This window comes from Bradyrhizobium sp. RT6a (genome assembly GCF_040547675.1).
Taxonomy (GTDB): Bacteria; Pseudomonadota; Alphaproteobacteria; order Rhizobiales; family Xanthobacteraceae; genus Bradyrhizobium.
In genome coordinates this window covers 463,276-489,972 of record NZ_JBEPQC010000002.1, presented here as the reverse complement: position 1 = coordinate 489,972, position 26,697 = coordinate 463,276, and the positions used below count along the sequence as shown (strand labels likewise).

General features: G+C 64.0%; 29 protein-coding genes and 1 pseudogene. 14 read left to right on the top strand and 16 right to left on the bottom strand.

Features of this window, described 5'->3' with window-relative positions:
- Positions 1-15 precede the first annotated feature (15 nt).
- Positions 16-657, bottom strand: a complete 642-nt coding sequence (locus tag ABIC03_RS12080; protein WP_354058281.1) for a glutathione S-transferase family protein — start codon at positions 655-657, stop codon at positions 16-18.
- A 66-nt stretch (positions 658-723) separates the two neighbouring features.
- The gene (locus ABIC03_RS12075) at positions 724-1,272 is read right to left on the bottom strand and encodes a cytochrome b (protein WP_354058279.1); all 549 of its coding nucleotides are present in this window, start codon (positions 1,270-1,272) and stop codon (positions 724-726) included.
- A gap of 174 nt (positions 1,273-1,446) precedes the next feature.
- Here ABIC03_RS12075 and murI point away from each other — a divergent pair, with 174 nt between their 5' ends.
- The 6 genes from murI (at position 1,447) to ABIC03_RS12045 (ending at position 6,644) form a co-directional block, all read left to right on the top strand.
- Positions 1,447-2,244 carry a glutamate racemase gene (gene murI, locus ABIC03_RS12070; RefSeq protein WP_354058277.1) on the top strand — a complete coding sequence of 266 codons (798 nt, stop codon included), beginning with the start codon at positions 1,447-1,449 and terminating at the stop codon, positions 2,242-2,244.
- Between the two features lie 61 nt (positions 2,245-2,305).
- On the top strand, positions 2,306-3,079 hold the full coding sequence (locus ABIC03_RS12065) for an HpcH/HpaI aldolase family protein (RefSeq protein WP_354058275.1): 774 nt from the start codon (positions 2,306-2,308) through the stop codon (positions 3,077-3,079).
- A gap of 74 nt (positions 3,080-3,153) precedes the next feature.
- Positions 3,154-3,537 carry a cupin domain-containing protein gene (locus ABIC03_RS12060; protein WP_354058273.1) on the top strand — a complete coding sequence of 128 codons (384 nt, stop codon included), beginning with the start codon at positions 3,154-3,156 and terminating at the stop codon, positions 3,535-3,537.
- Between the two features lie 105 nt (positions 3,538-3,642).
- The gene (locus ABIC03_RS12055; RefSeq protein WP_354058271.1) at positions 3,643-4,410 is read left to right on the top strand and encodes an acyltransferase; all 768 of its coding nucleotides are present in this window, start codon (positions 3,643-3,645) and stop codon (positions 4,408-4,410) included.
- Positions 4,411-4,606: 196 nt separating this feature from the next.
- Positions 4,607-5,224 carry a 30S ribosomal protein S4 gene (gene rpsD / locus ABIC03_RS12050; protein ID WP_275170081.1) on the top strand — a complete coding sequence of 206 codons (618 nt, stop codon included), beginning with the start codon at positions 4,607-4,609 and terminating at the stop codon, positions 5,222-5,224.
- 352 nt (positions 5,225-5,576) lie between these two features.
- A complete protein-coding gene (locus ABIC03_RS12045; RefSeq protein ID WP_354058269.1) occupies positions 5,577-6,644 on the top strand; it encodes a threonine aldolase family protein in 1,068 nt (355 codons plus the stop codon).
- 115 nt (positions 6,645-6,759) lie between these two features.
- On the opposite strand, the gene ABIC03_RS12040 is transcribed toward ABIC03_RS12045, so the two are convergent.
- From ABIC03_RS12040 to grxD, 4 genes are read right to left on the bottom strand one after another with little or no spacing between them, the layout of a single operon-like run.
- Complete coding sequence (locus ABIC03_RS12040) at positions 6,760-8,025, bottom strand: serine hydrolase domain-containing protein (protein ID WP_354058267.1); 1,266 nt, start codon at positions 8,023-8,025, stop codon at positions 6,760-6,762.
- A 1-nt stretch (position 8,026) separates the two neighbouring features.
- Positions 8,027-9,313 (bottom strand): serine hydrolase domain-containing protein, encoded by a 1,287-nt coding sequence (locus ABIC03_RS12035; RefSeq protein WP_354058265.1) that lies wholly within the window; start codon positions 9,311-9,313, stop codon positions 8,027-8,029.
- 43 nt (positions 9,314-9,356) lie between these two features.
- Positions 9,357-9,911 carry an O-acetyl-ADP-ribose deacetylase gene (locus tag ABIC03_RS12030; RefSeq protein WP_354058263.1) on the bottom strand — a complete coding sequence of 185 codons (555 nt, stop codon included), beginning with the start codon at positions 9,909-9,911 and terminating at the stop codon, positions 9,357-9,359.
- 3 nt (positions 9,912-9,914) lie between these two features.
- Positions 9,915-10,241 carry a Grx4 family monothiol glutaredoxin gene (gene grxD / locus ABIC03_RS12025; protein WP_063995769.1) on the bottom strand — a complete coding sequence of 109 codons (327 nt, stop codon included), beginning with the start codon at positions 10,239-10,241 and terminating at the stop codon, positions 9,915-9,917.
- 241 nt (positions 10,242-10,482) lie between these two features.
- Here grxD and egtB point away from each other — a divergent pair, with 241 nt between their 5' ends.
- Positions 10,483-11,775 (top strand): ergothioneine biosynthesis protein EgtB, encoded by a 1,293-nt coding sequence (gene egtB / locus ABIC03_RS12020; protein WP_354058261.1) that lies wholly within the window; start codon positions 10,483-10,485, stop codon positions 11,773-11,775.
- Between the two features lie 52 nt (positions 11,776-11,827).
- Entirely contained in the window at positions 11,828-12,799 is a 972-nt protein-coding gene (gene egtD / locus ABIC03_RS12015; protein WP_354058259.1) for an L-histidine N(alpha)-methyltransferase, read from the top strand.
- A gap of 25 nt (positions 12,800-12,824) precedes the next feature.
- Here the strand turns inward: egtD and ABIC03_RS12010 are convergent, their stop codons facing one another.
- Together ABIC03_RS12010 and ABIC03_RS12005 are read right to left on the bottom strand one after the other, a co-directional pair.
- Positions 12,825-14,018: a low temperature requirement protein A gene (locus ABIC03_RS12010; protein WP_354059629.1), complete on the bottom strand. Its 1,194-nt coding sequence runs from the start codon at positions 14,016-14,018 to the stop codon at positions 12,825-12,827.
- Positions 14,019-14,042: 24 nt separating this feature from the next.
- Positions 14,043-14,279, bottom strand: coding sequence for a BolA/IbaG family iron-sulfur metabolism protein (locus tag ABIC03_RS12005; RefSeq protein WP_354058257.1), 237 nt, complete (start codon positions 14,277-14,279; stop codon positions 14,043-14,045).
- A gap of 213 nt (positions 14,280-14,492) precedes the next feature.
- Here ABIC03_RS12005 and ABIC03_RS12000 point away from each other — a divergent pair, with 213 nt between their 5' ends.
- A complete protein-coding gene (locus tag ABIC03_RS12000) occupies positions 14,493-14,852 on the top strand; it encodes a DUF427 domain-containing protein (protein ID WP_027567668.1) in 360 nt (119 codons plus the stop codon).
- A gap of 161 nt (positions 14,853-15,013) precedes the next feature.
- Here the strand turns inward: ABIC03_RS12000 and ABIC03_RS11995 are convergent, their stop codons facing one another.
- The gene (locus tag ABIC03_RS11995) at positions 15,014-15,187 is read right to left on the bottom strand and encodes a DUF1328 domain-containing protein (RefSeq protein WP_007602280.1); all 174 of its coding nucleotides are present in this window, start codon (positions 15,185-15,187) and stop codon (positions 15,014-15,016) included.
- 188 nt (positions 15,188-15,375) lie between these two features.
- On the opposite strand from ABIC03_RS11995, the gene ABIC03_RS11990 reads away from it, so the two are divergent.
- The gene (locus tag ABIC03_RS11990; RefSeq protein ID WP_354059627.1) at positions 15,376-16,554 is read left to right on the top strand and encodes an acyltransferase family protein; all 1,179 of its coding nucleotides are present in this window, start codon (positions 15,376-15,378) and stop codon (positions 16,552-16,554) included.
- 121 nt (positions 16,555-16,675) lie between these two features.
- Here the strand turns inward: ABIC03_RS11990 and purL are convergent, their stop codons facing one another.
- Positions 16,676-18,886 carry a phosphoribosylformylglycinamidine synthase subunit PurL gene (gene purL, locus ABIC03_RS11985; protein ID WP_354058254.1) on the bottom strand — a complete coding sequence of 737 codons (2,211 nt, stop codon included), beginning with the start codon at positions 18,884-18,886 and terminating at the stop codon, positions 16,676-16,678.
- 183 nt (positions 18,887-19,069) lie between these two features.
- Between purL and ABIC03_RS11980 the strand changes: the two genes are divergently transcribed.
- Together ABIC03_RS11980 and ABIC03_RS11975 are read left to right on the top strand one after the other, a co-directional pair.
- The gene (locus ABIC03_RS11980; protein WP_275170072.1) at positions 19,070-19,549 is read left to right on the top strand and encodes a PaaI family thioesterase; all 480 of its coding nucleotides are present in this window, start codon (positions 19,070-19,072) and stop codon (positions 19,547-19,549) included.
- 75 nt (positions 19,550-19,624) lie between these two features.
- Positions 19,625-20,580 (top strand): annotated as a pseudogene (locus ABIC03_RS11975) (DMT family transporter).
- Here ABIC03_RS11975 and ABIC03_RS11970 read toward each other — a convergent pair.
- The gene (locus ABIC03_RS11970; protein WP_354058252.1) at positions 20,581-21,555 is read right to left on the bottom strand and encodes a tripartite tricarboxylate transporter substrate binding protein BugD; all 975 of its coding nucleotides are present in this window, start codon (positions 21,553-21,555) and stop codon (positions 20,581-20,583) included.
- Entirely contained in the window at positions 21,552-22,253 is a 702-nt protein-coding gene (purQ, locus tag ABIC03_RS11965; protein ID WP_354058250.1) for a phosphoribosylformylglycinamidine synthase subunit PurQ, read from the bottom strand. The genes ABIC03_RS11970 and purQ overlap by 4 nt, the downstream gene beginning before the upstream one ends.
- A 165-nt stretch (positions 22,254-22,418) precedes the next feature.
- Between purQ and ABIC03_RS11960 the strand changes: the two genes are divergently transcribed.
- A complete protein-coding gene (locus ABIC03_RS11960) occupies positions 22,419-23,435 on the top strand; it encodes a magnesium and cobalt transport protein CorA (RefSeq protein ID WP_354058248.1) in 1,017 nt (338 codons plus the stop codon).
- Between the two features lie 10 nt (positions 23,436-23,445).
- Here ABIC03_RS11960 and purS read toward each other — a convergent pair whose 3' ends face one another.
- Both purS and purC read right to left on the bottom strand, forming a co-directional pair.
- Entirely contained in the window at positions 23,446-23,688 is a 243-nt protein-coding gene (purS, locus tag ABIC03_RS11955) for a phosphoribosylformylglycinamidine synthase subunit PurS (RefSeq protein WP_007602264.1), read from the bottom strand.
- A gap of 12 nt (positions 23,689-23,700) precedes the next feature.
- Positions 23,701-24,468 (bottom strand): phosphoribosylaminoimidazolesuccinocarboxamide synthase, encoded by a 768-nt coding sequence (gene purC / locus ABIC03_RS11950; protein ID WP_171944915.1) that lies wholly within the window; start codon positions 24,466-24,468, stop codon positions 23,701-23,703.
- Positions 24,469-24,777: 309 nt separating this feature from the next.
- Here purC and ABIC03_RS11945 point away from each other — a divergent pair, with 309 nt between their 5' ends.
- Complete coding sequence (locus ABIC03_RS11945; RefSeq protein ID WP_018455521.1) at positions 24,778-25,101, top strand: DUF1476 domain-containing protein; 324 nt, start codon at positions 24,778-24,780, stop codon at positions 25,099-25,101.
- A 114-nt stretch (positions 25,102-25,215) separates the two neighbouring features.
- Here ABIC03_RS11945 and cynS read toward each other — a convergent pair whose 3' ends face one another.
- Positions 25,216-25,698, bottom strand: a complete 483-nt coding sequence (gene cynS, locus ABIC03_RS11940; protein WP_007612142.1) for a cyanase — start codon at positions 25,696-25,698, stop codon at positions 25,216-25,218.
- A gap of 65 nt (positions 25,699-25,763) precedes the next feature.
- Positions 25,764-26,696, bottom strand: coding sequence for an ABC transporter ATP-binding protein (locus ABIC03_RS11935; protein ID WP_354058245.1), 933 nt, complete (start codon positions 26,694-26,696; stop codon positions 25,764-25,766).
- Position 26,697 lies beyond the last annotated feature (1 nt).

The window sequence follows — 26,697 nt, the reverse complement described above, 5'->3', positions numbered from 1 at the left end:
AGTGCGCGTCGCCGCTCAGCTCAGCAGCAACGCCATGCCCGGATCACCCTTCTCCATCGCACGCCGATAGCCCGCCCGCGCGCTGATGCGGCCGAGATATTTGGCCACGTTGGGACAGCGCTGGAGGTCATAGGGCTGGAAGTAGCGCATGGTGGTGAGTGAGAACACCGTCATGATGTCGGCGGTCGTGAAGGCGCTGCCCGCAAGATATTCGGCCTCGTGAAGCCTTGCGTCGAGAAGATCGTAGGCCCGATCGAGACGCCCCTTCATCGCGAGCAGGGTCGGATTGTCCTTGGCGAGATCCAGCCGGCTCAGGATCATCATCCGTCCCATGCCGGGTTGCAGGGTGCCATTGGCGAAATGAAGCCAATACAGAAACTGCGCGAAGGCAGGATCAGTGGGACCGAGCACGAGTCGTCCGTTGCCATATTTTGCAACGATGTAGTCGACGACAGCGCCGGATTCCGCGAGCACCAGCTCGCCGTCGGTGATCACAGGCGCCGTACCAGCCGGATGCAGCGCCTTGTACTCGGCCGGAGCCAGCATCGTGACGGGATCGCGCGTATAGCGCTTCAGCTCGTAGGGAATTCCCAGCTCCTCGCACAGCCAGACGATACGCTCGGACTGCGACTTGCCGAGATGATGGACGGTGAGCATGAGGCCTCCTGAAGACATGAAGCAGAACTTGGGATGTGCCACGAGAACGCACAGGTGCGGTTGCGACTACGCCTCGTCCGTCACCATCCGCGCCACGACGCGGTCGCGGCGGATGAAGTAGTGCCACAGGGCGGCGATCACGTGAACCGCGATCAAGGCGAGCAGCACATAGGCAAAGAGGATGTGGCGGTCTTCATAGGCGCCCGCCGCCGCGCGGTCGGGAGCGGTGAATTGCGGCACGTGAAACAGGCCGAAGAAGTTCGAATAATCAGGCGCGTGCGCACCGGAATGTGCCCAGCCGAACATGGTGACGACGATGACGGCGAGGTAGAGCGCGCCATGACTGATATGGGCCGCGACCTTCTGCCAGCGCGAGGTCTCGGCCGGCATGGTCGGCGTCGGGTTGACGAGGCGCCACACCAGGCGCAGCACGGTGAGCAGCAGGATCACATAGCCGATATCGGCGTGGATCGAACGGTAGAAAAAGCGGTCGGGACGCGCCGGGATGTGGTTCATCCACCACCCGAAGCCGATCATGCCGATGATGGTCAGCGCCAGACTCCAGTGCAGCCATCGGGAAATGATGCCCCAGCCGTGACTGGTATTTCTGATCATGTCGGCTCTCCGGAGTTTTGCGGGCCTGCCCCTATCCGCACCGCAGTACGGCAGCTGATACGGGGACCCATGCGGCAATCGCGAAATCGAATCGCTGCAAATTAGCCCTAAGCGCCCCTGCCGCAAAACCGCCCCAAAAACCGAATGGTAACCATGTCGGGCTAGAGTGTTCACGTGACCAAATCCCCGACGATTCTGGTGTTCGATTCCGGCCTTGGCGGGCTCACGGTCCTGCGTGAGGTCGTGGCCGCGCGCTCCGATGCGCATTACGTCTACGTCGCGGACGACGCCTTCTTCCCCTATGGCCACCACAGCGAGGACGCGATCATCGCCCGCGTGGTGCCGCTGATGGGGGAATTGATCGGCACGCACGATCCTGACCTCGTCGTCATCGCCTGCAACACGGCGTCCACCTTGGTCCTATCGCATCTGCGCGCCGCTTATTCCCTGCCCTTCGTCGGCACGGTGCCGGCGATCAAGCCGGCCTGCGCGCAGTCGAGGAGCCGGCGGGTATCGGTGCTCGGCACCAAGGGCACGGTGAAGCGCGAATACACCAAAACGCTGATCCGCGACTTCGCGCAAGGCTGCGAGGTGACGCTGGTCGGCTCGCCCGAGCTGGCGGCGCTGGCTGAAGCAGAGCTCAACGGCTCTCCCGTCAGCGACGACGCCATCCTCGCCGAGCTCGCCCCGTGTTTCGTCGGCGATGCCGGCGACGCAGGCGCACGCACCGACACCGTGGTGCTCGCCTGCACGCATTACCCGCTGCTGCTCGACCGGCTGAGAAAGCTGGCCCCCTGGCCGGTCGACTGGATCGATCCGGCGCCCGCGATCGCCCGCCGCGTCTCGGATCTGCTCGGCCCGCACACCGATGGTATCGCGCAATCCGGCGCCGAGATGATCTTCACCTCGAACCGCGTGCATGGCCTTTCGGCCGTGCTGATGCCGTTCTTCGGCGGCCGCATTCCAGCCTGACCTTGCGCCTCGACGGCGCGCTGCTAGGCTCCGCCGTCGTCGTTTCCTGCAGGTTCTTCCCATGTCGGTCTCCGCAACGCCGCTCAACCGTCTCCGCCAGCTCTGGCGCGAGGGTCGCCCCGCCTTCGGCGCGATCGCGACGATCCCGAGCGTGCAGACCGTGCAGATCATGGCGCGCTCGCTCGACTGGATCATCGTCGATCTCGAGCACGGCCCGATTGGACTGACCGAAGCACATGCGATGATCGCGGCCACCACCGGCACACCGTGCACGCCGCTGGTGCGGATCGCGGCGAACGAGCCATGGCTTGCGAAGGCACCGATGGACATCGGCGCCTTCGGCATCAATTTCCCGATGATCACCAACCGCGCGGAGGCCGAGAAAGCGGTGCGCAGCGTGCGCTATCCGCCGCGCGGCGATCGGCTCTGGGGTCCGTTCCATGCGCCATTCCGCTGGGGCCAGTCGATGCCGGACTACATGGCCAGCGCCGACGACGAAATGATCTGCATGATCACCATCGAGCACGTCGACGCCGTCAACCATATCGACGAGATCATGGCCACGCCCGGCATCGACGTCGCTGTGATCGGCCCCGGCGATCTCGCAACTTCCATCAACAAGCGCGGCCAGATGGACGATCCGGAATTGCTGGAGCTGGTGGCGCGGGCCGAGGCTGGCATCCTCAGAAGCGGCGTGCCGATCGGCGGTGTGGCGCGTACCGCAGACCAGGCCAACGCTCTGGTCGACCGCGGCTACCGCGCGATCGCGCTCGGCTTCGACTGGTCCCTATTCCAGCGCGGCATCATGGCGGCGTTCGAGGGAATCAAGCGCTAGCCATTGAGTCTTGCCGGAGTCTTGCCGGGATCCACGGCGCTGCTAGGGTCGGCCGTTCCAGGGAGGAAAAAACCATGCTCAAAAAGACTTTGCTCGTTCTCGCCTTCACTGCCGTCGCTTTCGCGGCCTACGCCCAGCAGCCCGGCATCAAGCGCACCCCGCTCCAGAAGGTCGAATTTCCGGATGGCTACAACACCATCACCGCCATCGCGGAAGTCCCGGCGGGCGGCGCGGCCGGTCGCCATACCCATCCTGGCATCGAGACCGGCTACGTGCTCGAAGGCGAGCTCAATCTCCTCATCGATGGGCAGCCGGAAAAGACGCTGAAGGCCGGCGATTCCTACCAGATCCCGGCAGGCGTCGTGCATGACGCCAAAGCCCACGGCGATAAGGCTATGAAAGTGCTTGGAGTTTACGTCGTCGACAAGACCAAGCCGCTGGCCTCGCCGGCGCCCTGATGCGGCGAACCGACCGGCCCCACGCGGGTTGGTTCGTGCTAGAGCAGGCGGCGAGCGGGAACCCCGCTCGCTGCGCAAACTTTAATCAGGGGAAACCAAAGAGCGATGCGCGGGACGTCCAAGACCATTTCGCTGCCGCGTCGCCTGATTGTCGACCTCATGCACGCCTCGATGGGCGTGCCCTTCGTGTCCCTGTCCCGTTCGCTCGATATCGGCCGCCTGCTGGAGGCCCGCGCCGGCGCGATGGCGCCAGCCGGCTGGGCGGCCATGTTCGTCAAGGCTTTTGCCCTCGTCGCCAGGGACGAGCCGGTCCTGCGTACCGTCTATGCCAAATGGCCCTGGCCGTCGCTCTACGAGCTGCCGAAGAGCGTGGCGTCGGTGGCCATTGCCCGGGTCGAGGGCGGCGAGGAATGCGTGATCCCACAGCGAATCGTGGCTCCCGAGGCCATGACCCTGGCTGCGGTCGACGCCGAGATCCGGCGCGCCAAGACCGCCCCGATCGACGAAATTCCCATGTTCCGCAAGATCATGCGGGTGACCCGTCTGCCGCTGCCGCTGCGGCGGCTGTCCTGGGCTATCGGGCTGAAATTCGGCCGGCAGCGCGGCAACTGGTTCGGCAGCTTCGCGGTGAGCTCGGTGGCAGCCTATGGCGGCGGCGAGCTTCACCCCATCACGCCCGGCCCCTTCATCGTCAGCTATGGGGTGGTCGGGCCCGACCAGACCATCCATGTCGTGATTCGCTGGGATCACCGGGTGACCGACGCCGCCCCGATCGCCCGGGTCCTGACCCGGCTGGAACAGGTCCTTAACACTGAAATCGCTGCCGAACTGCGTGCGGCCGGGTCGAAGCCGATCCGGGCGGTCGGGACGTGATTCCGGGCCATCCGCATTGACAGCGAGCCCCAAATCCCCCTAAAAGCCGCTTGCTCGCGGGCCGATTTCGGCCCGCGAAGCGTTTCGCGACCCGTGGTCCTGTCCCTTAAGCTTTGGGATCGGACCTGTCAGTGCCGGGCTAGCCCGTCACACAGGAGGGCGCGTTTCCTCAAACCATGTACCTGAAGAGGACGCGATGACTAAGCGCAGTGAGGCGAAGTACAAGCTCGATCGCCGTATGGGCCAGAACATCTGGGGCCGCCCGAAGAGCCCCGTGAACCGCCGCGAATACGGCCCCGGCCAGCACGGCCAGCGCCGCAAGGGCAAGCTCTCCGACTTCGGCGTGCAGCTGCGCGCCAAGCAGAAGCTGAAGGGTTACTACGCCAACATCTCCGAGCGTCAGTTCCACAGCATCTATGTCGAGGCCAGCCGCCTCAAGGGCGATACCGGCGAGAACCTGATCGGCCTGCTCGAGCGCCGTCTCGACGCGGTCGTGTACCGCGCCAAGTTCGTCTCGACGATCTTCGCCGCGCGCCAGTTCATCAACCACGGCCACGTCAAGGTGAACGGCCGCAAGGTCAACATCTCCAGCTATCTGGTCAAGATCGGCGACGTGATCGAGGTCAAGGAAGCCTCCAAGCAGCTCGCCCACGTCCTCGAAGCCAGCCAGCTCTCCGAGCGTGACACCCCCGATTATCTCGAAGTCGACCACGGCAAGATGATCGCGAAATACATTCGCATCCCGCACCTCTCCGACGTGCCGTTCCCGGTGCAGATGGAGCCGCATCTGGTCGTCGAATTCTATTCGCGCTGATAGTTCGGCAGATCAATCGCTCAAAGGCCCCGGTTTTCCGGGGCCTTTTTGTTTGATAGCATGCCTTCGATGTCTCGCACGGCCGACCAGTTCGCCAACACTCTGCCTTCGGCAGCGCCGACTAAAGCGGCGCTTCGAGCATGGGATGCCCTCTCCCGCGACTAGCAGATCTGCCGATATCAGGGGCTGCTCGCTCTGCCTGATTGCAATATCTTTACGGCCGACACGCCAGACGAAATCCTTCTCGCCGCGCGACAGCGCGTCACTCAACGTTCTCGTGGTAGTTCAGGTCCTTGAGAAACGCACGCAATACGTCGCAACGATTCGACTAGATGAAATGACGAGACCAACCATGCTCTACACCCCTCCCCCGATCGACCCCAAAGCGCCGCCGGTGCGCATCAATCTGCTCTCGGACACGCAGACAAAGCCGACACCTGCGATGCGCGAGGCGATGGCGCGGGCGGAGGTCGGCGACGAGCAGGTCGGCGACGATCCGACCGTGAACGCCCTGTGCGAGCGCGTCGCCGAGTTGCTCGGCAAGGAAGCCGCCGTGTACATGCCGTCGGGCACGATGTGCAACGTCACCGCGACGCTGGTGCATTGCCGTCCCGGGGACGAGATCCTCGCGCACGAGAGCGCCCACATTATCGCGCGCGAAGGCGGCGCGCATGCCGCGATCGGCGGCTTCCAGGTCACGCAGCTGAAGGGACCCGACGGCCAGTTCACGCCGGAGACGTTCCGCAAAGCGCTGCATCCACGCACCCGCTATCAGCCGCCGCAGACGGTGGTCAGCGTCGAGCAGACCGCCAATATCGGCGGCGGCACGATCTGGAAGAAAGCCGCGCTCGACGAGATCGTCGCGATCGCGAAACAACATGGCCTCGTCACTCACATGGACGGCGCGCGCCTGCTCAACGCCACTGTCGCGAGCGGCATCTCCCCGCGTGACATGACCGGGGGGTGGGATTCGGCCTGGATCGACTTCTCGAAAGGCTTGGGCGCGCCGATCGGCGGCGTGCTGGCGGGCTCGCGCGCCTTCATCGATGCGGTCTGGCAGTGGAAGCAGCGGCTCGGCGGCTCGATGCGGCAGGCCGGAATTTGCGCGGCGGCCTGCATCTACGCGCTCGACCATCACGTCGACCGGCTCGCCGACGATCACGCCAACGCGCGCGCGCTCGCCCGCGGTCTGTCGCAGATCCCTCGCGTCGAGGTGCAGGAGCCCGAGACCAACCTGGTGTTCTTCAAGCCCGATGGAGCCGGCATTCCCGGCGACAAGATGGTCGCGGCACTGCGCCAGCGCGGCGTGACGCTTGCGATGATGGACGGCCGCATTCGCGCCTGCACGCATCTCGACGTCAATGCGAGCCAGATCGAGGAGACGATCGGCTACGTGCGCGACATCGTGCGCGGAGCGTAAGTCCTGTAGCCCCGTAGCCCGGATGGAGCGCAGCGAAATCCGGGGCGACATCGGCAGCGGTCCCGGATTGCGCTTCGCTCCATCCGGGCTACCACAGCGGGGCTAGACGAAAAGGCTACCGCCCCATCGCCTGGTAGATCAGCGTCTTCAGCGCCAATTGAATCCGGCCGCGCTGCGTCGGGGTCTGCACCATGAAGATCCCGAACAGATCGTCCTCGGGATCGATGAAGAAGAACGTACCGCCAACGCCGTCCCAGCGATATTCGCCGAGCGGCCACGCCGTTCCAGGGGGAACCGAGGTGCGCACGGCGAAGCCAAGACCGAAGCCGGAAGATCCGCCCGGATAATAGTTCTGGTCGCGCGCGATCTTCGTCTCCGACCCGATATGATCCGAGGCCATCAGCGCTATGGTCTCTGGCTTGAGATAGCGCCGGCCCTCAAACGTGCCGCCGTTGAGCAGCATCTGGGCGAAGCGGGCGTAGTCGCCGACGGTACCGACCATGCCGCCGCCGCCCGATTCCCATGTCGCCGGCCGCCTGATGTCGCGGAGCTGCGTCGTCGGATTGATGTAGCGATCCTCCGGCATTGGCTCGGCGATGCGCGGGAATTTGGCGGGATCGGCGACGAAGAAAGCCGTCTCGGTCATGCCGAGCGGATCGAGCAGCCGCTCCTTCTCGAACTGCAGCAGCGTCTTTCCCGTGATGATTTCGACGATGCGGCCGAGCACGTCGGTGGAATAGCCGTAGTCCCACACCGTGCCGGGCTGCTCGACCAGCGGCAGCGTGGCGATCTTGGCGACGAATTCGGCGTTGGTCAGATTGCTGTTGAAGAGATTGGCGTCCGCATAGAGCTCGCGCACCATACCGCCGCCGTAATAGCCGTAAGGCAGCCCTGAGGTGTGGCGCAGCAGATCCTTGATCGTGATTGGTCGCTCCAGCGGCTCCAGCGCCAGGGCGACTTTGCCGTCCTCGGCCTTTTTCTCGATACCGACCTTCATGCCGGAAAAGGCCGGAATGTATTTCGAGGCGGGATCGTCGAGCGAAAGCCTGCCCTCCTCGACCAGCATCATCGCCATCACGGAGGTGATCGGCTTCGACATCGAGTAGAGGCGGAAGATCGTGTCTGCGACGCTCATCGAGAGTTCGGTCGCGACGTCGCGGACGCCGAAATTCTGGTAATACACCGGCTTGCCGTGCTGCTGAAGCAGCAGGATGGCGCCGGGGATCTTGCCGGTGGCGACCTCGTTGCGGATGTAGTCCGAAACCTTCGCCAGCCCCGCGGGCGAGAGCGTGCGAACCTCAGGTCTCTCCGAGCCTGCCTTTGCAACGATGCCGCCGGCGAGAAGGACGAGCGCCGCGATCAATGCGCGGCGCCCGACCATGTCAATTCTCCATCGCTTCATAAACCAGCTGCTTCAATGTTCGCTGCACGCGCTGGCGCTCGGTCGGGGTCTGCTCCAGCAGCACGAAGAACATGTCCTGCTTGGGGTCGATCACGAAATAGCAGCCGGAGGCGCCGTCCCATTTCAATTCGCCGAGATCGCCGGGCGGCGGCGGTTTTGCGTTGCCGGGATCGGTGCGGACCGCAAGTCCGAGACCGAAGCCGAAACCATCGCCGGGGAAGTAGAAATAATCGCGATCGACACCCGACTTGGGTCCGATCTGGTCGGTCGCCATCAGCTTGAACGTCTCGGGCTTGAGAATCGTCTTGCCGTCGAGGCTGCCGCCGTTGAGCAGCATCTGCGTAAAGCGCTCATAATCCGCCATGGTCGTAACCATACCGCCGCTGGCAAACTGGATTTTCTTGGCGACCGTCGGATCGTTGATCCGTCCGACCCGGAAATCGCTGTCGTTCGGCACCGGCTGCGCCAGCAGCTTCTGCTTCTCGGGATCGGTGACGAAGAAGCCGGTGTCGACCATGCCGAGCGGATCGAGCAGCTTCTCCCGTTCGATCTCGATGAGCGGCTTGCCGGCCGCGACTTCCATGACCCGGGCCAGGATATCGGTGGAATGGCCATATTGCCACAGCGCGCCCGGCTGGTTGTGCAGCGGCAGTTTTGCGATGCGCTCGGCGAACTCCGCGAGGTCGAAATCGCCGGCATAGATGTTGGCCTCGCGATAGGCCTTGCGGACCAGACTGTCGCTGTAGAAGCCGTAGGTGACGCCCGAGGTGTGCGTCATCAAATCGTGCACCGTCATCGGCCGGTTCGGCGGCACGAGCTCGAGCGATTTGGTGCCGTCCTCTGCCTTCTTCTCGACGCCGACTTTCACGTTGGCGAAGGACGGAATGTATTTCGAGACGGGATCGTCGAGCTTGATCGTACCTTCCTCGATCAACTTCACTGCGACCACGGAAGTGATCGCCTTGCTCATCGAGAACAGGCGGAAGATCGTCTTATCGGTGATCGGCGCCTTGCTGACCACGTCCTGCACGCCGAAGACTTCGTGGTAGACCGGCTTGCCATGTTGCTTGATGAGCACGTTTGCGCCAGCGATCTTGCCGGTCGCGACTTCGTTCTTGAAGAACTCGGTGATCCTGGCGAGCTTGTCCTTGTTGAAATGCGCGCCGGCCGGAATCTCGTAGGTGCCCTCCGCCCGCGCGAACGACATTGCACTCAACGACACAAGCGCGGCGCAGACCAGCGCACGCAGTCCAGACTGTGAAATCATATCCCCTCCCCGGAACATGGCCCGGCGGAGTGTACTGACCACGTCAGTCGGCACAAGGGCTGCTGTGCCGCGCCAAAGCGTCCGCGTGCAGAACCGCGCTCTTTTCCGAGAAACAACAAAATATGACCTCGACCACCAGCGGCGCGGCCGGCAGGGCTTCAATGGCCGCATGGACCGCAATCGTCGCGGCCTGGTCGGCGGGAAAGCCGTAAACCCCGGTCGAAATCGCGGAGAACGCCACGGAGGTCAGCTGATTAGCCTCACAGAGCTCAAGCGCACGGCGATAGCAGGAGCGCAGCGCCTCAGCCTCACCACGAGTGCCGCCGTGCCAGACCGGACCGACCGCATGGATCACATGACGCGCAGGGAGAAGGTAGCCCGGCGTGATCTTGGCATCGCCGGTCGGGCATCCTCCAAGCTTCCGGCACTCGGCTAGAAGCTCGGGACCGGCAGCGTCATGGATCGCACCATCGACGCCGCCCCCACCCAGGAGCGACGTGTTGGCCGCGTTGACGATGGCGTCAACGCTCAGCGTGGTGATGTCAGCAACGATGACCTTGAGCTCCGCGCCTCCGATTCGGCGCGTCAGCTCGGTCACGTATCAGGCCGCGACAGCGACGCCCTTTTCGGAGAAGAGCTGCTGCAACTCACCGGCCTGGAACATCTCGCGGACAATGTCGCAGCCGCCGACGAACTCGCCCTTCACATAGAGCTGCGGAATGGTCGGCCAGTTCGAAAAGTCCTTGATGCCGTTGCGCAGTTCGGCGGATTCGAGAACGTTGAGGCCCTTATAACCGACGCCGATGTGGTCGAGGATCTGGACGACCTGGCCGGAGAACCCGCACTGCGGAAATTGCGGCGTACCCTTCATGAACAGAACCACGTCGTTCGACTTCACTTCGTTAGCGATGAATTCCTCGATGCTCATATCCGTGTCCTTATGGGGCGGAGCCCACTCCAATTGCTTCGGGCTGGCGCAGCCGATTTAACCCGATCCCTCCCCATATATGTAGCCCAAACCGTTGTGCATCCAAAGTAAAATGGCGGCGAGCGGCCCCTGGGCGGACCGCTCTCGGCAGCAGCGGCCCATTGCATGATGGCACGAATATCATCGCCGGGGAGGACTTTCATACCGTCACGGAGCCCCTATCTAGGACGAACCCGGCGTTTTGGAACCCGACAACGCCAACAACGTTCTCTTGTCCTGTCTGGAGAAAAACGTGACGAAACAAGGCTCCGCTACGGCCCCCGCCCCGTCACCGTCGGCCGATTTGGGCGGCCTTGCCCAGAGGCTGGAAGACGCGTTTCTCGCCGTCCGCGACGAGACCGAGCGCCGGGCCGCGCCGCTGTCGCCGGAGGACCAGCAGATCCAGTCCATGCCGGACGCGAGCCCGACGAAATGGCACCGGGCGCACACCACCTGGTTCTGGGAGCAGTTCGTGCTCGGCGAGCACTGTGCGGGCTACCAGCCCTTTCATCCCGACTTCGCCTTCCTGTTCAATTCCTATTACGTCAGCGCCGGCCCGCGCCATTCCCGCAATCACCGCGGCGATATCACCCGTCCGAGCGCCGATCAGGTCGGCGCCTATCGAAAACATGTCGACGCTGCCGTCGTGAAATTCTTCGGCGACGCCGGCGAGGATAAGCTTCGCGAGATCGCGCCACTGGTCGAGGTCGGCCTCAACCATGAGCAGCAGCATCAGGAATTGATGGTCACCGACATCCTGCACGCCTTCGCGCAGAATCCGATCCCACCGGCCTATGATCCGGACTGGCGCTTCCCGACTGCGACGACGGCCGGCGACGATTGGCTGACGCTGAACGAAGGCATCCACACCGTCGGTCATGTCGACGACAGTTTTCATTTCGACAACGAGAAGCCGGCCCATCGTGCCCTCGTCGGCCCGGTCAAGCTCGCACGCAATCTCGTCACCAATGGCGAATGGCTCGCCTTCATGCGCGACGGCGGCTACCGGACCGCAACGCTGTGGCTGATGGACGGTTTTGCGGCCGTCAATAACGAGGGCTGGGACGCCCCCGGCCATTGGCGCGAAATCGACGGCCAATGGCATGTGATGACGCTGGCCGGCCTCAAGCCGGTCGATCCCGACGCGCCGGTCTGCCACGTCAGCTATTACGAGGCCGACGCCTTCGCGCGCTGGGCGGGAAAACATCTGCCGACCGAGATGGAGTGGGAGGTCGCGGCTCGCGCCGGCCAGCTCAACGATGCCTTCGGCATCGTCTGGCAGTGGACCCGCAGCTCGTATTCGCCCTACCCCGGCTATCGCGCCATCGAAGGCGCCCTCGGCGAATACAATGGCAAGTTCATGGTCAACCAGCTGGTGCTGCGCGGCTCTTCGCTTGCGACCCCGGAGGGGCACAGCCGTATCACCTATCGCAACTTCTTTTATCCGCACCACCGCTGGCAGTTCACGGGACTGCGGCTCGCCGACTACGAGTAAAATTCTCATCCGACGACAAATGCGCGCCGGACAGCGCGTTCAGGAGAGTATCATGAATGTGCACGCCAGCGCTTTGGCCGAAGCCCATCTTCCCGACGAACAAACCACCGCCTTTGCCCGCGAGGCCATCGGGGACCTCTCGCAGCAGCCGAAAAAGCTGTCGCCGAAATATTTCTACGATGCGGCCGGATCGGAATTGTTCGAAGCGATCACACGGCTGCCGGAATATTACCCGACGCGCACGGAGCTTGCGATCCTGAAGGAGCGCGGCAGCGAGATCGCGAAAATCATCCCGGAGCACGCGGCCCTGGTCGAATTCGGCGCGGGCGCGACCACAAAGGTCCGGCTGCTGCTCAACCACTGCAAGTTCGCGGCCTATGTGCCCGTCGACATCTCCGGCGACTTCCTGACGGCGCAGGCAAACGGCCTGAAGCGGGATTTTCCGTCACTCGGCATCTACCCGGTGGCGGCCGACTTCACCACGCCGTTCGAGCTGCCCAAGGCGGTGGCGACCATGCCCAAGGTCGGGTTCTTCCCGGGCTCGACGATCGGCAATTTCGAACCGCATGAAGCGCAGGCCTTCCTGAAGAGCGCGCGCGCTATTCTGGGCCGGGGCGCGCAGATGATCATCGGCGCCGACCTCGAGAAGGAGGAGCGCCTGCTCCACGATGCCTATAACGACGCGGCCGGCGTCACCGCGCGCTTCAACCTCAATGTGCTGGTGCGGATCAACCGCGAGCTCGGCGGCAATTTCGACCTCTCCGCCTTCACCCACCGCGCGATCTACAATCGCGAGCGGCACCGCATCGAGATGCACCTGATCAGCAAGAGGAGCCAGACCGTGCGCCTGCTCGGCACCAGCTTCTCGTTCCGCGCGGGCGAGAGCATCCACACCGAGAACAGCTACAAATACAGCCTCGACCGGTTCGCGACGCTGGCGCAAGGCGCCGGCTGGAAAGTGCGCGAGAGCTGGACGGATGCTGCGAAGATGTTCTCGGTGCACGCGCTGGAGGCGGCGGAGTAAAGGCTCCGGGCCAATTGACGCCGGCTCAATGCTCTTCGGCTTCTCCCGGCGTCGATCCCAGCGAGACCGACTCCCATACCGCGACAACGATCATGATCACTGTCGCGGCGACCGAGAGCCATAGCGGCGAGAGCTCCGCGGCGAACCACGACAGCACCAGGAGCAGGATGATGCCAATCCCGTGCGAGAGCTGGAGGAAGCCGCGGATCGCGTGCTTGAAGAGGATGGTGCCGACCAGGAACAGCAAGGGACCGCCGATCGTGCTCACGATGATCCTGATATCGGAATGCCCGACCGGATGTTTCAGCACCAGCTCATCGGAGACCGCGGTCAGGATGATGCCGGCGACAATCGGCATGTGCAGATAGGTATAGGCGAGCCGCGCCAACCGGCCGGATTCAGCGGATTTCGAGATGCGCTCGGCGCCGGCCTCGGCGCCTTTGTGGAAATACACCCACCACATCGCGATGCTGCCGACCAGCGCGGAGACGAAGGCCAAAATGTTGTCCGCGGTCCAGTCCAACTCGGCAAAGGTCGCGCCGTTGACGACGACGGCCTCGCCAAGCGCGATGATGACGAAGAGCGAGCAGCGCTCGGCCATGTGGCCGCCTTCGACCGCCCAAGCCTCGACCGACGAGAAGCCCAGCTTCGGGACCCAGAAGCGCACCGCCGGCGAGACATATTCGATCGACAACGCCCCGATCCAGAACCATAGCCGCGCCTCGTCATGGGCGAGGCCGCCGAGGATCCAGAAGATCGCGGAGACCGAGAGCCACGTCAGGATGCGGATCGCATTGTGCCGGACCGGCATTCGATGCCGCGGCGTTGCAAACATCCAGAAGGCGGTGCGCCCGACCTGCATCGTTGCGTAGGCGATCGCAAACCACAGGCCCCGGCCCTCGAACGCGGTCGGGATCGTCGTCGACAGCACGAGGCCGCCCAGCATCATCAGGAAGAGCAGGATCCGGACCGGCGTCAGCTCGGGATCGAGCCAGTTGGTGACCCAGGCGGTGTAGACCCACACCCACCATACCGCGAGAAACAGCACCGCGACGTGCACCGCACCGAGCGGCGTGAAATGGTGCAGCAGCGTGTGCGAGACCTGCGTGATCGCGAAAACGAAGACCAGGTCGAAGAACAGCTCGGCATTGGTGACGCGGCTGTGCTGGTTCGGCAGGATGACGCGAAACATCGCGCCGCGCGGATTGTCCGCAGCCATCGTCATCCCCCCGTCACGATCAGATCAAGCGCTCGGGACCCCGGTTTGCAGCGCCAGCGCATGCAGCACGCCACCCATCTGGCCGCGCAGGGACTGATAGACGATCTGGTGCTGCTGGACGCGGGACTTGCCGCGGAAGGATTCCGAGATCACGGTCGCGGCATAGTGATCGCCGTCCCCGGCGAGGTCACGGATGGTCACCTCGGCATCGGGGATCGCCGCCTTGATCATCGCCTCGATATCGTGGGCGTCCATTGGCATTCGGGTCGTGCTCCTGTCTCGGCTGCAATCAGCCTTGTCGTCGAATCGCTGCCGGGGGGTCGCGGATCTGCAAAGCCAAACTCGCCGGCGGGGCCAAACTTAGCGTGAACGGCCTTCTACGTCACGCCTTGAGGCACTATATCCGTGATCCCATTGCGATAAAGCCACGACAAAGTGCCGCGCGCGGCAGACTGATCGAAAAGGCATGAAATCATGAAGCTTCCAGGGCCCGACCACCCCATCACCATCACCCCAAATCCCCGACGCGTCCGCGTCACGGCCGGCGATATCGTGATCGCCGAGACCACCAAGGCGCTGACGCTGAAAGAGGCGAAATATCCGGCGGTACAATATGTGCCGCGACAGGACGCCAACATGGCGCTGCTGGAGCGCACCGACCGGGTCACCCATTGCCCTTACAAGGGCGACGCCAGCTATTACAGCGTCAAGGCCGACGGCAAGACGCTGGACAACGCGATCTGGACCTATGAGGCGCCCTTCCCCGCCATGACCGAGATTTCCGGTCATCTCGCCTTCTATCCGGATAAGGTGAAGATCGAGGAAGTGGGGTAGCCGCTGAGAGTTCGTCATGCCCGGGCTTGTCCCGCCTGCGCGGCCGAAGCCGCTTCGGCGAGGCGAAGGCCCGGGCATCCACGTTCTTGGTCAGGCGCGGATGGCCTGGATGGCCGGGACGAGCCCGGCCATGACGGCAGCGATGGCTGACGCGAGCCCCGCTACGCCCTGAAGATCGTGAGCCCCAGGATCAGCAGCACCAGGAAAATCGCGACGAACACATAGAACAGGAAGCGGGCGATGTCGGCGGAGGCGGCTGAGATGCCGGTGAAGCCGAGCACGCCGGCCACGATCGAGACCAGTAAGAAGATCAGCGCCCATTTCAGGATCGTCATCGCCAGCTCCGAAATTGTACCGCCTTGCCACGGCCTCAAGCCCTTTTGGCGAACGCTAACTTCGTCGCAGGGAACTGGTTCCTAGGGTGTCGGGACCTGCAGACGTGTCAAACGACCCTTGCTGAATCCGGTTCCCGGCGGCAAAGTCCGGCCGGGATAGAAGCGCGACCGGGGCGGCCACGATGACGATGTCACATTCAGCGACGATCGGGGCAGAGGCGCACGCGGCGCCGAAGGCCAAGGCGCGCAATCTGTCGCTCGATCGTGCCCGCACCTTCCTCACGCTGGTGGTGCTGCTGCACCACGCCGTCATTCCCTACACCTATTTCGGGCACACCGATCCGGCCTTCTGGGCCGGTTTCGACATCGTCGTGCTGGCCACCGACAGCTTCTTCATGGCGATGTTCTTCTTCCTGTCAGGACTGTTCACCTGGCCGGGCATCGCGCGCAAGGCGCCGTCAGTCTTTCTCCGTGACCGCCTGTTGCGGCTCGGGCTGCCGTTCGCGATCGCGGCGCTCACGGTCATCCCGCTCGCCTATTACGCGATCGCGCTGCGGCACGATCCGGGCCTGGGCTTCACGGCGTTCTGGTGGAAGACGATCTCGGTTGGCCCGTGGCCGAGCGGCCCGATCTGGTTCGTGTGGGTGCTGCTGGCATTCGACCTGACCGCGAGCCTGCTCTACCGGGTCTCCGCGCATCTGGTCGATCCCGGCAACCGCGTCTCGCTGCGCGGATTCGACCAGCCGGCCGTATTCTGGCTGCTGCTCGTGGTCGTCGCGACAATCGCCTACGTGCCGGCGCTGCTCTATTTCGGCGGCAGCAAATGGTTCGAGTTCGGGCCGTTTTCGGTGCAGGCGAGCCGCGTCCTGCTCTACTTCGCCTATTTCTTCATCGGCGTCAGTGTTGGAGCTGCGAATTTCGATCGCGGTATCCTCAGCGCCGGCGGCCAGTTGCCGAAACAGCGCTGGCTGTGGGTGCTCGCCACGCTGATCCCCTACTGCCTGATGTGGGGCATGATCTACATCAAGCGCGAAGTTCTGGGCAATCCAGACCCGCAGCCGCACTGGTACCAGGCGATCTACGGCATGTTCTTCGTGCTGTTTTCGGCCGGAATCCTGCTCGCGATCCTCGCCTTCTTCCTGCACCAGAAGTCGCCGGGCCCGAACCTGCTCGACCGCATGCAGGCGGATGCCTACGGCATCTTCCTGGTGCACTACCCGATCGCGTTGTGGATCCAGTACGCGCTGTTCGATTACAGCTGGCCTGCGATCGTGAAAGCCACGATCGGCTTCGTGCTCACGGTGATCCTGAGCTGGGGACTGACTGCGGCCCTGCGGAAAATTCCGGGGGCCTCGCACGTGTTGTGAGGCCGAGCTCTTTCCATTGTCATTGCGAGGAGCTCTTGCGACGAAGCAATCTAGACTGCTTCGGCCGTGAGACTCTGGATTGCTTCGCTGCGCTCGCAATGACGGAGTCTGCGGACGCGCCCTACGCCGCCTTGCCGCCCATAAACTCCGGCAGCCAGCGCTCGAACGAGGTTCGCAGCGCCTCGATCATTACCGGCGCTTCGCCCGCGATCGCGACGGCGTCGCCGCCAGTGGTGCCGATCCGCACACAGGGCACCTCGCAGCCGCGCATCTTCGCGAGCACGCGGCCGGCCTCGGTCTCAGGCACAGTGACGAGATAGCGCGCCTGGTCCTCGCCGAACCAATAGGCCTGCGGCACCAGCGCGGTCGGCGCCGCGAGCAGTTTTGCGCCGATGCCGCTCGCCATCGCCATCTCGGCAAGCGCGATCAGCAGGCCGCCGTCGGAGAGATCGTGCACGGCGGTCGCGGTGCCCGCATGGATCATGCCGCGCACGCAGTCTCCGTTGCGCTTCTCCGCCGCGAGGTCGACCGGCGGGGGCGCACCCTCCTCGCGACCGCAGATGTCGCGCAGATAGACCGACTGGCCGAGCCAGCCGTGAGTCTCGCCGATCAGGAGGATCGCCTCGCCCTCAGCCTTGAAGGCGAGCGAGGCTGACTTGGTGAAATCGTCGAGCAGGCCGACGCCGCCGATCGAGGGCGTCGGCAGGATCGCGCGGCCGTTGGTCTCGTTGTAGAGCGAGACGTTGCCGGACACGACCGGGAAGTCGAGCGTGCGGCAGGCTTCCGAGATGCCCTTCAGGCAGCCGACGAACTGGCCCATGATCTCGGGCCGTTCAGGATTGCCGAAATTGAGATTGTCGGTGATCGCAAGCGGCTTGCCGCCGACCGCGGTGATGTTGCGCCAGGCTTCCGCCACGGCCTGCATGCCGCCCTGATAGGGATCGGCCTCGCAATAGCGCGGCGTCACGTCGACGGTCAGCGCCAGGCCCTTCGGGCCGTCCTGCACGCGCACCACAGCGGCATCGCCGCCGGGGCGCTGCATGGTGTTGCCGAGAATGACGTGGTCGTACTGCTCCCAGACCCAGCGCTTGCTGCACATATCGGGCGTGCCGATCAGCTTTTCGAGCGCGGCACCGAGCCCCATCGGCGCCGCCACCTCGCGCGCATGCACGACCGGCAAAGCGGCGGAGGGAACATGCGGGCGGTCATAGAGCGGCGCCTCGTCGCCGAGCTCCTTGATCGGCAAATCGGCCATGACGTCACCGCCATGCTTGACCACAAAGCGCTTGCTCGGCGTGGTGTAGCCGACCACGGCGAAATCGAGGCCCCACTTCTTGAAGATCGCCTCGGCCTCTTTCTCCTTCTCGGGCTTGAGCACCATGAGCATGCGCTCCTGGCTCTCCGAGAGCATCATCTCGTAGGCGCTCATGCCGATCTCGCGGGTCGGCACCGCATCGAGATCGAGATCGACGCCGAGGTCGCCCTTGGCGCCCATCTCGACCGCCGAACAGGTCAGCCCCGCCGCGCCCATGTCCTGGATCGCGATGACGCAGCCCTTCTCCATGATCTCGAGACAGGCCTCCAACAGCAGCTTCTCGGCGAAGGGATCGCCGACCTGGACGGTCGGACGCTTCTCTTCGGACTTGTCGTCGAACTCGGCCGAGGCCATCGACGCGCCGTGGATGCCGTCGCGCCCGGTCTTGGAGCCGAGATAGACGATCGGCATGTTCACGCCGGAGGCGGCCGCATAGAATATCTTGTCGGTATCGGCGAGGCCGACCGCCATAGCGTTGACGAGGATGTTGCCGTCATAGCGGGTGTGGAAGCGGACCTGGCCGCCGACCGTCGGCACGCCGAAGGAGTTGCCATAGCCGCCGACGCCGGCGACGACACCCGAGACGAGGTGCCGCGTCCTGGCATGCTCGGGCGAGCCGAAGCTCAGCGCGTTGAGACAGGCGATCGGCCGCGCGCCCATCGTGAAGACGTCGCGCAAGATGCCGCCGACGCCGGTGGTCGCACCCTGGTACGGCTCGATGTAGCTTGGGTGGTTGTGGCTCTCCATCTTGAAGACCACGGCCTGGCCGTCGCCGATGTCGATCACGCCGGCATTCTCGCCCGGGCCCTGGATCACCCAGGGCGCCTTGGTCGGGAGGCCCTTCAGATGGAGGCGCGAGGATTTGTACGAGCAGTGCTCGTTCCACATCGCCGAGAAGATGCCGAGTTCGGTGAAGGTCGGCTCCCGCCCGATCAGCTTCAGGATGCGCTCATATTCATCGGGCTTGAGCCCGTGGGCGGCAATCAGCTCGGGGGTGATCTTGGGTTCGTTCTTCATGGATTCGAGGCTTTCGACGGCGGTTGGCCGTTCTTAGGAAGATCGGACGGGTTGGAAAAGCCCTTTATGGCGCATTTTCCCGCTGTCCCACGTTTTGCGGCCGGGGGCTGCGGGAACAGGAATTGCACAGCGCGGACAGATCGGATTTAAGGGCAAAAGACCCGCAATTGAAGGCCCATTTCCTTGCATGAATTGACCAAAGCGCCCCCGCCTCGCCGCCCCGACCTCCACGTCGCCACCGATGGGGAATTCCAGGGCTGGCGGACCTGGATTCGCGACAGTTTTGAGAGCCATATCGGCCCGTTCTGGCACAAGATCGAGGACGACGGTAGCGTCCGCTCGGCGTTCCGGGTCGAGAAGAAGCACCTCAACGGCTCCGGAAACGTCCATGGCGGCTGCTTCATGGCATTTTCCGACTATTGCCTGTTCGCGATCGCGACTCACGAGCTGGATGGACCAGCCGTGACCACGAATTTCGCCTGCGACTTCCTCGACGCGGCACGCGAGGGCGAGCTGATCGAGTGTGTCGGCGAAGTTTCCCGCGCCGGCGGCTCGCTGATCTTCCTGCGCGGCAAGCTGACGTCAGGCGGGCGGCCCCTTTTCACCTTCTCCGGCACGATCAAGCGGGTGAAGCGGAAGCCGGCACTGCAGCCAAACGCATAGCTCGCCGCCTTCCCTTTTGGCGCCCCCTCGCCCAGACTTGTGTCCAGCGCTGTCGCGCCGGGGAGCAACATCAAGGTGCCGCAGAGCACACCGCCGACGGCTCGCGCCACTGCCTCGCAATTGCCGTCCATGCCCGCCGCCGGCGCGCGCAACTGGCGCGACTATGCGCTGCTCGTCGCGCTCGCCTGCTGCTGGAGCTCAACCTATCCGCTGGCCAAGCTCGCGCTGGACACGATCCCGCCCATCACCTTCATCTCAGCGCGGTCGCTGATCGCGGCCGCGTTCCTGTTCGCGATCCTGTGGATGCGCGGCGTCAGGATCCCGACCGACGGGAAGGCCTGGAAGCTGTTCGCAACCCAGCAATTGATCAACTCGACCTTTCCGTTCCTGATCATCACCTGGTCGCAGCAATATGTGCCGGCGTCGAACACGGTGGTGTTGGCTTCGACCACGCCGATCTTCGCCTTTCTGATCACCTCGCTGATCACGCGTCACGAGCCGGCAACGCTGCTGAAGCTCGCGGGCGCGCTCCTCGGCCTTGCCGGCACCATCGTCATCGTGGGCCTGGATGCGCTGCGCGGCTTCGGCAGCGAAATCGTGGCCGAGATCGCCATCCTGCTCGCCACCATCTCGTTCGCCTGCGCCACGATCTTCGGCCTGCGGCTGTCCGAATACGACCCGATGGTGGTGGCGGCCGGCTCACTCCTGTTCGGCGGCCTCGTGCTGCTGCCGCCCTCGCTGATCATCGACCAGCCCTGGACGCTGCACCCGACGCCGACCGCGATCACAGCCACCATCGTCAGGGCATCGTCTCCAGCGCCCTGGGGCTCATGCTGTTCTACATGTGCCTGGGACGGCTCGGCACGCTGACGACGAATGCGCAGGGCTATCTGCGCATTCCGATCGGCGTGGGCCTCTCCGTGCTGCTGCTCGGCGAGAGCGTGCCCTCGAACCTGGCGCTGGGACTGCTGCTGGTCATGGCGGGCGTCGCCGCGATGACGGTGCCGGCGGAGCGGCTGAAGAGGCGCTAGCTATGGCTTGGCGTCGTCCGCCAGCATCTTGCGGTACTTCTCGACGTCGCGCGTCACGAGCTTCTGGAGCACCTCGGGCGTGTGCTCGTCGGCATCGGGGGCCACGGTCGAGAGGTCGGCAAAGCGCTTCTTCACCGCGTCGGTTTCGACCGCCGTGCGTGCAGCTGCATTCAGCTTGGCGATGATTGCCGGAGGCGTGCCCTTGGGCGCGAACAGGCCGTTCCAGCCCTGCGCTTCGAATTCGGGCAGTCCGGCTTCGGCTGACGTCGGCAGGTCGGGCACTGTGGCGAGCCGGACGGTCGAGCCGACCACGAGCCCGCGCGCCAGCTTCTCGTTGATCGACTGCGAGACCGAGGCTGCCGCATCGCAGACGCCGTCGATCTGGCCGCCGATCGCATCGGTGAGCGCGGGCGCGGCGCCGCGATAGCCGACCAGCGTCGCGTCGATGCCGGCGGCCGTGATGAAGCTCTTGCAGATAAGGTAATTCGAAGAGCCGACGCCGGCATGGCCGAGATTGATCTTGCCCGGGTTGGCCTTGGCGTAGGCGATGAACTCTTTCAGGTCCTTTGCCGGAAAATCCTTGCGCACGGCGATGATGCCGAACGTCTTCGCCACCATGGCGATCGGCACGAAGGAGTCCGGCGTGAACGGCAGTTTTGGATAGATCGTATAGGTCGCGGCGTTGGTGCCTGCATTGCCGATTGCAATGGTGTAGCCGTCAGGCTCGGCACGGGAGGCGCGCGCCAGTGCGGTCGAGCCGCCGGCCCCGGCGACGTTCTCGATCACGATGGTTTGGCCGAGCGCGATGCCCATCTGCTCGGCAACCGTGCGCGCGATCACGTCGGACGTACCGCCAGCCGCGAACGGAACGATCATCGTGACGGGACGCTTGGGAAAATCCTGCGCGAACGCGGCCGTCGCGAGCGTAACGACGGCGACAGCGGCCGACAGCCGCTTCAGCACGAACCTAATCACGCGGCCTTTTCCAGATGCGCGGTGAGACCGGCGAACAGGCCGCGGCCGTCGGTGCAGCCCATAATGTCTTCGACGTGGTTTTCCGGATGCGGCATCATGCCGAGCACGTTGCCCTTGTCGTTGACGATGCCGGCGATGGATTGCGCGGCGCCATTGATGTTGCTGATATCGTCGATCGCGCCGTCGGCCGAGCAATAGCGGTACAGCACGCGACCGTCCCCCTCGAGCCGCTTGATGGTCTCCGCGTCCGCCGCATAATTGCCCTCGCCATGCGCGATGGGCACGCGGATCACCTGCCCTGCATTGTAGCCGCGCGTGAACGGCGTGTCGGAGCGCTCGACGCGGAGATGCACGTCGTGGCAGATGAATTTCAGCCGCGCATTGCGCATCAGGACGCCGGGCAAGAGGCCGGACTCGCACAGGATCTGAAAGCCGTTGCAGACGCCCAGCACGAGGCCGCCCTTGGCCGCATAGTCGCGCACTGCGTCCATCACCGGCGCCCGCGCCGCAATCGCGCCGCAGCGCAGATAATCGCCATAGGAGAACCCACCGGGCACCACCACGAGGTCGGTGCCATTAGGCAGCGACGTCTCGGCGTGCCAGACCATCGCGGGCTCGCTGCCCGAGATCAGCCTCAAGGCGCGCGCCATGTCGCGCTCACGGTTGATTCCGGGAAAGACGAGGATGGCGGCTTTCATGGCAGAGGTTCCGAACGAGGATTGGAATGGGGCTGGCACGGCTGCCAAATCGCCAGCAGACATATCCATTTGACGGGGATTTTACCAGTGCTAGCCTCGGCAGCGAGCGTTGTGCACAGGCCATAGCCCGCCATTCGGCCGATCGATTCGCCCGGGATTAAAGCCATGAATGTCCCGTCGCTGCCCACATTCCCCTCCGAGCCGGTGTCCACCGAGGGCGTCATCGCCGCCGGTGCCTATGTCGATGGCCGGCGCGTCGCCAATATCGCCATCAGCGAAGCCTCGAGCTGGCGGGCGAAGCCCGGCCACGTGGTCTGGATCGGGCTGCACGAGCCCGACATGGCGCTGCTCAGCGCGGTGCAGAAGCAGTTCGACCTGCACGAGCTCGCCATCGAGGACGCCAACCACGCCCATCAGCGACCGAAGATCGAGCAATATGGCGAGGCCCTGTTCATCGTGGCGCGGACCGCGCAACTGATCGAGGGCCGGATCGCCTTCGGCGAGACGCACATCTTCGTCGGCGAAGGCTATCTGGTCTCGGTGCGCCACGGCGCGTCGACGTCCTACACGCCGGTGCGCGAACGCTGCGAAAGCTGCCCGCGAGCGCTCGCGCGCGGCGAGGACTACATCCTCTACGCCATCCTCGATTTTATCGTCGACAACTACTCGCCCGTGCTCGAGAGCATTCACGAAGAAGTCGAGAGCATTGAGGATGACGTGCTCTCCAAGGCGATCAGCAAGGCGCAGATCGAACGGCTCTACATGCTGCGCCGCGACCTCTTGCGGCTCCGGACCGCGATCGGCCCTCTGGTCGAGGTCTGCCGCCGGCTCGAGCATGACGAGCTGGCGATGGTGCGCGCGACGATGCAGCCGCTGTTCCGCGACGTCACCGACCACGTCAGGAATATCCAGGAACGGATCGATTCGATGCGCGAGGTGCTGGCCTTCGCCTTTGAAGCGAGCCTGCTGGTCGGCCAGGCCCAGGAGACGGCGGTCTCCAAGAAGCTTGCCTCCTGGCTCGCGATCATCGCGATCCCGACCGCGCTGGCCGGCATCTACGGCATGAACTTCAAGCACATGCCGGAGCTGGACTGGGAGTACGGCTATTACACGCTGCTCGGCGTGATGCTGACGGCCTGCGGCGCGCTGTACTGGCGTTTTCGTCAGGTCGGATGGCTGTGAGCCATCCCGTTCACCCGATCAGCTCGACCCGGTAATTCTCGATCACGGTGTTCGCCAAAAGCTTGTCGGCGGCGTCCTTCAAGGCCGCCTCCGCCTTCGCCTTGTCCGCGCCGGCGAGCTCGATGTCGAACACCTTGCCCTGGCGAACGCTGGCGACGCCGTCGACGCCGAGCGACTTCAACGCACCCTCGATCGCCTTGCCCTGCGGATCGAGGATGCCCGTTTTCAACGTAACGGTAACACGTGCCTTCACGTCAGATCCCTCTTAGCTCTTCACCAGCACCGGGCCGGAGCCCGCCGGACGCTCGTTCTCCATGAGAATGCCGAGTCGCTTGGCGACTTCGGTATAGGCCTCGAGCAGCCCACCGAGATCCCTACGGAAACGGTCCTTGTCGAGCTTCTCGTTCGACTTGATGTCCCACAGACGGCAGCTATCCGGCGAGATCTCGTCTGCGACGATGATCCGCATCATATCGTTCTCGAACAGCCGGCCGCACTCCATCTTGAAGTCGACGAGACGGATGCCGATGCCAAGGAAGAGACCGGTAAGGAAGTCGTTGACACGGATGGCAAGCGCCATGATGTCGTCGATCTCCTGCGGCGTCGCCCAGCCGAAAGCGGTGATGTGCTCTTCCGACACCATGGGGTCGTTGAGCTGGTCGTTCTTGTAGTAGAACTCGATGATCGAGCGGGGCAGCTGCGTGCCCTCCTCGATGCCGAGGCGCTGCGACAGCGAACCGGCGGCAACGTTCCGCACCACCACTTCCAGCGGCACGATCTCGACTTCGCGAATCAACTGCTCGCGCATGTTGAGGCGGCGGATGAAATGGGTCGGCACCCCGATGTCGTTGAGGTGCTGAAACAGGTACTCCGAGATCCGGTTGTTGAGGACACCCTTGCCCTCGATCACCTGATGCTTTTTTGCATTGAACGCGGTGGCGTCATCCTTGAAGTGCTGGATCAGGGTACCGGGCTCCGGGCCTTCGTAAAGAACCTTTGCCTTGCCTTCATAAATGCGACGCCGACGGCTCATGGGGATGTACCGTGTTTTGTTGAAATCCATGTATTTGGTGTGCTCCGGTTGACGAGACTACGACCCACAGCGGAGCTGCCGTGAACGGCCTGGAACCCGAGAAAACAGAACGGGAACCCAGCCTGAGGCAACCTATCCGATTGGCTCCCCCAGCACAATCGATCCAGCCGTCCGGCATCAAACTTATACCGCCTTGCCTGCGGCTTAACGGCTCGTTGTTTTGCCGATTCGTGCCCCCTATCTAGGCATGCACCGGGGCTCTCGCAACGAGGGCCAGCCGGGTCCAGTCAGCAGGGAATTGGAAAAGGCATGAGCACGTTGGACAAGCGCGAGGAAGGCTTCGAGAAGAAGTTCGCCCTCGACGAGGAGCAGAAATTCAAGGCGGAAGCCCGCCGCAACCGGCTGCTCGGTCTGTGGGCGGCCGAAAAGCTCGGCATCACCGGCGATGCCGCCACGGCCTATGCCAAGGAGGTGGTCGCGGCCGATTTCGAGGAAGCCGGTGACGCCGACGTCCTGCGCAAGGTCATGGCCGATTTCGCCGCCAAGAACGTGGCCGTCACCGAACAGGCGATTCGGGCCAAGATGAACGAGCTGATCGCGGTGGCGGCGGCCGAGGTGAAGGCCGGGAAATAAGGCGAAAGAGGCATCCGCACACACTGTCATTCCGGGGCGGTCCACAGGACCGAACCCGGAATCTCGAGATTCCGGATCGCCGCTATCGCGGCGTCCGGAATGACGGAGGGATCGCTATCCCTCCTTGAAGCCATATTCCGGCACATTGCCGCTGGCGCCGTAATATTTGTACGGCAGGAATTTGCCGCTCATGGTGATCTTGACGCGGTCGCCCTTCGGATTGGGCAGGCGCTCCATCACCATGTCGAAATCGATCGCCGACATGATGCCGTCGCCGTACTCCTCCTCGATCAGCGCCTTCCAGGCCGGACCGTTGACCATGACCAGCTCGTAGAAGCGATAGATCAAGGGATCGGTCGGCGGCATCGGCATGCCGCGCATCGGCGTCTCGTTCAGCATCGTGGTCTCGGCCTTCGTCAGGCCGAATAGTTCAGCGGCGTTGGCGGCCTGCGGCTTGGTCAATTTCATCTGGCCGAGGATCGCACCTGTTATCAGCACCTCGGAATAGCCGCCGATCTGCTCGCAGATGTATTTCCAGGTCCAGCCCTTCTCGCGCTTGATGTCGAGCAGCTTCTCGGTGAGGTCTTCGCGTTTCATGTCAGGGTCTCCTTGGCTGTCGTCATGCTCGGGCCTTGTCCCGGGCATCCAGGTTCTTGGCTGTACTAGGAAGACGTGGATGGCCGGGCCAAGCCCGGCCACGACGTCTCATTGAGCGGCTCCGACTTGGCGTCAGACGCGATCGTCAGTCCGGGCTTGCCGATACGCACCACCGGCACATTGCGCGGATCGTGACCAGGCGTCTCGGCGGCGAAAGTCTTGCTGCGCATCACCAGGAAATCAACGATGTGGTTGCGCAGCGCGTAGTAAAGCGGATGGCGGTGCAAATCGATGCGGCCGCGGTCCCTCGGCAGCGGGTTCTCGACCACTTCCGCCAGCACCGCACCGGGACCGTTGGTCATCAGGAAGATCTTGTCGGCGAGATAGATCGCCTCGTCGACGTCATGGGTGATCATGAATGCGGTCTGCCCGGTCTCAAGACAGATGCGCCGCACCTCGTCCTGCAGCGTGCCCCGCGTCAGCGCGTCGAGTGCCGAGAACGGCTCGTCCATCAGCATCATCTTTGGCGTGATGGAGAGCGCACGCGCGATGCCGACGCGCTGCTTCATGCCGCCGGAAAGCTCGGAAGGTCGCTTATGTTCCGAACCCGTCAGACCGACGAGATCGATAAACGTTTGCGCATGCGCCTTCACCTTGGCGCGATCCCAGCTCCGCCATTTCGAGCTCACGGCGTAGGCGACGTTGCCGAGCACGGTGCGCCAGGGCAGCAACGCATGGCTCTGGAAGATCACGGCGCGGTCGAGGCTCGTCCCTGAAATGGCCTGCCCGTCAACGATCACCGCGCCCTCGCTCGGCGCATCGAGGCCGGCGAGGATGTTGAGCACCGTGGTCTTGCCGCAGCCGGAATGGCCGATCACGCAAGCGAACTCGCCGCGCGCCATCGACAGCCACAGATTCTCGAAGATCGTCGTCGTCACGCCGCCGGCGCCCGGATAGCGCTTGGCGATGGCTTCGATGGAGACGAATTTATCGGTCACA

What these genes read in the sequence shown, in the direction of transcription:
- ABIC03_RS12075 (WP_354058279.1), bottom strand. Translation starts at nt 1,272, where the DNA reads ATGATCAGAAATACCAGTCACGGCTGGGGCATCATTTCCCGATGGCTG.
- ABIC03_RS12035 (WP_354058265.1), bottom strand. Translation starts at nt 9,313, where the DNA reads ATGATTTCACAGTCTGGACTGCGTGCGCTGGTCTGCGCCGCGCTTGTG.
- ABIC03_RS12055 (WP_354058271.1), top strand. Translation starts at nt 3,643, where the DNA reads ATGCGCGGGACGTCCAAGACCATTTCGCTGCCGCGTCGCCTGATTGTC.
- ABIC03_RS11945 (WP_018455521.1), top strand. Translation starts at nt 24,778, where the DNA reads ATGAGCACGTTGGACAAGCGCGAGGAAGGCTTCGAGAAGAAGTTCGCC.
- purC (WP_171944915.1), bottom strand. Translation starts at nt 24,468, where the DNA reads ATGAGCCGTCGGCGTCGCATTTATGAAGGCAAGGCAAAGGTTCTTTAC.
- rpsD (WP_275170081.1), top strand. Translation starts at nt 4,607, where the DNA reads ATGACTAAGCGCAGTGAGGCGAAGTACAAGCTCGATCGCCGTATGGGC.
- ABIC03_RS12000 (WP_027567668.1), top strand. Translation starts at nt 14,493, where the DNA reads ATGAAGCTTCCAGGGCCCGACCACCCCATCACCATCACCCCAAATCCC.
- purL (WP_354058254.1), bottom strand. Translation starts at nt 18,886, where the DNA reads ATGAAGAACGAACCCAAGATCACCCCCGAGCTGATTGCCGCCCACGGG.
- ABIC03_RS11990 (WP_354059627.1), top strand. Translation starts at nt 15,376, where the DNA reads ATGTCACATTCAGCGACGATCGGGGCAGAGGCGCACGCGGCGCCGAAG.
- ABIC03_RS12005 (WP_354058257.1), bottom strand. Translation starts at nt 14,279, where the DNA reads ATGCCAATGGACGCCCACGATATCGAGGCGATGATCAAGGCGGCGATC.
- ABIC03_RS12060 (WP_354058273.1), top strand. Translation starts at nt 3,154, where the DNA reads ATGCTCAAAAAGACTTTGCTCGTTCTCGCCTTCACTGCCGTCGCTTTC.
- ABIC03_RS12010 (WP_354059629.1), bottom strand. Translation starts at nt 14,018, where the DNA reads ATGGCTGCGGACAATCCGCGCGGCGCGATGTTTCGCGTCATCCTGCCG.
- ABIC03_RS11960 (WP_354058248.1), top strand. Translation starts at nt 22,419, where the DNA reads ATGAATGTCCCGTCGCTGCCCACATTCCCCTCCGAGCCGGTGTCCACC.
- grxD (WP_063995769.1), bottom strand. Translation starts at nt 10,241, where the DNA reads ATGAGCATCGAGGAATTCATCGCTAACGAAGTGAAGTCGAACGACGTG.
- ABIC03_RS11995 (WP_007602280.1), bottom strand. Translation starts at nt 15,187, where the DNA reads ATGACGATCCTGAAATGGGCGCTGATCTTCTTACTGGTCTCGATCGTG.
- egtD (WP_354058259.1), top strand. Translation starts at nt 11,828, where the DNA reads ATGAATGTGCACGCCAGCGCTTTGGCCGAAGCCCATCTTCCCGACGAA.
- ABIC03_RS12080 (WP_354058281.1), bottom strand. Translation starts at nt 657, where the DNA reads ATGCTCACCGTCCATCATCTCGGCAAGTCGCAGTCCGAGCGTATCGTC.
- purQ (WP_354058250.1), bottom strand. Translation starts at nt 22,253, where the DNA reads ATGAAAGCCGCCATCCTCGTCTTTCCCGGAATCAACCGTGAGCGCGAC.
- cynS (WP_007612142.1), bottom strand. Translation starts at nt 25,698, where the DNA reads ATGAAACGCGAAGACCTCACCGAGAAGCTGCTCGACATCAAGCGCGAG.
- ABIC03_RS12040 (WP_354058267.1), bottom strand. Translation starts at nt 8,025, where the DNA reads ATGGTCGGGCGCCGCGCATTGATCGCGGCGCTCGTCCTTCTCGCCGGC.
- ABIC03_RS12065 (WP_354058275.1), top strand. Translation starts at nt 2,306, where the DNA reads ATGTCGGTCTCCGCAACGCCGCTCAACCGTCTCCGCCAGCTCTGGCGC.
- ABIC03_RS12045 (WP_354058269.1), top strand. Translation starts at nt 5,577, where the DNA reads ATGCTCTACACCCCTCCCCCGATCGACCCCAAAGCGCCGCCGGTGCGC.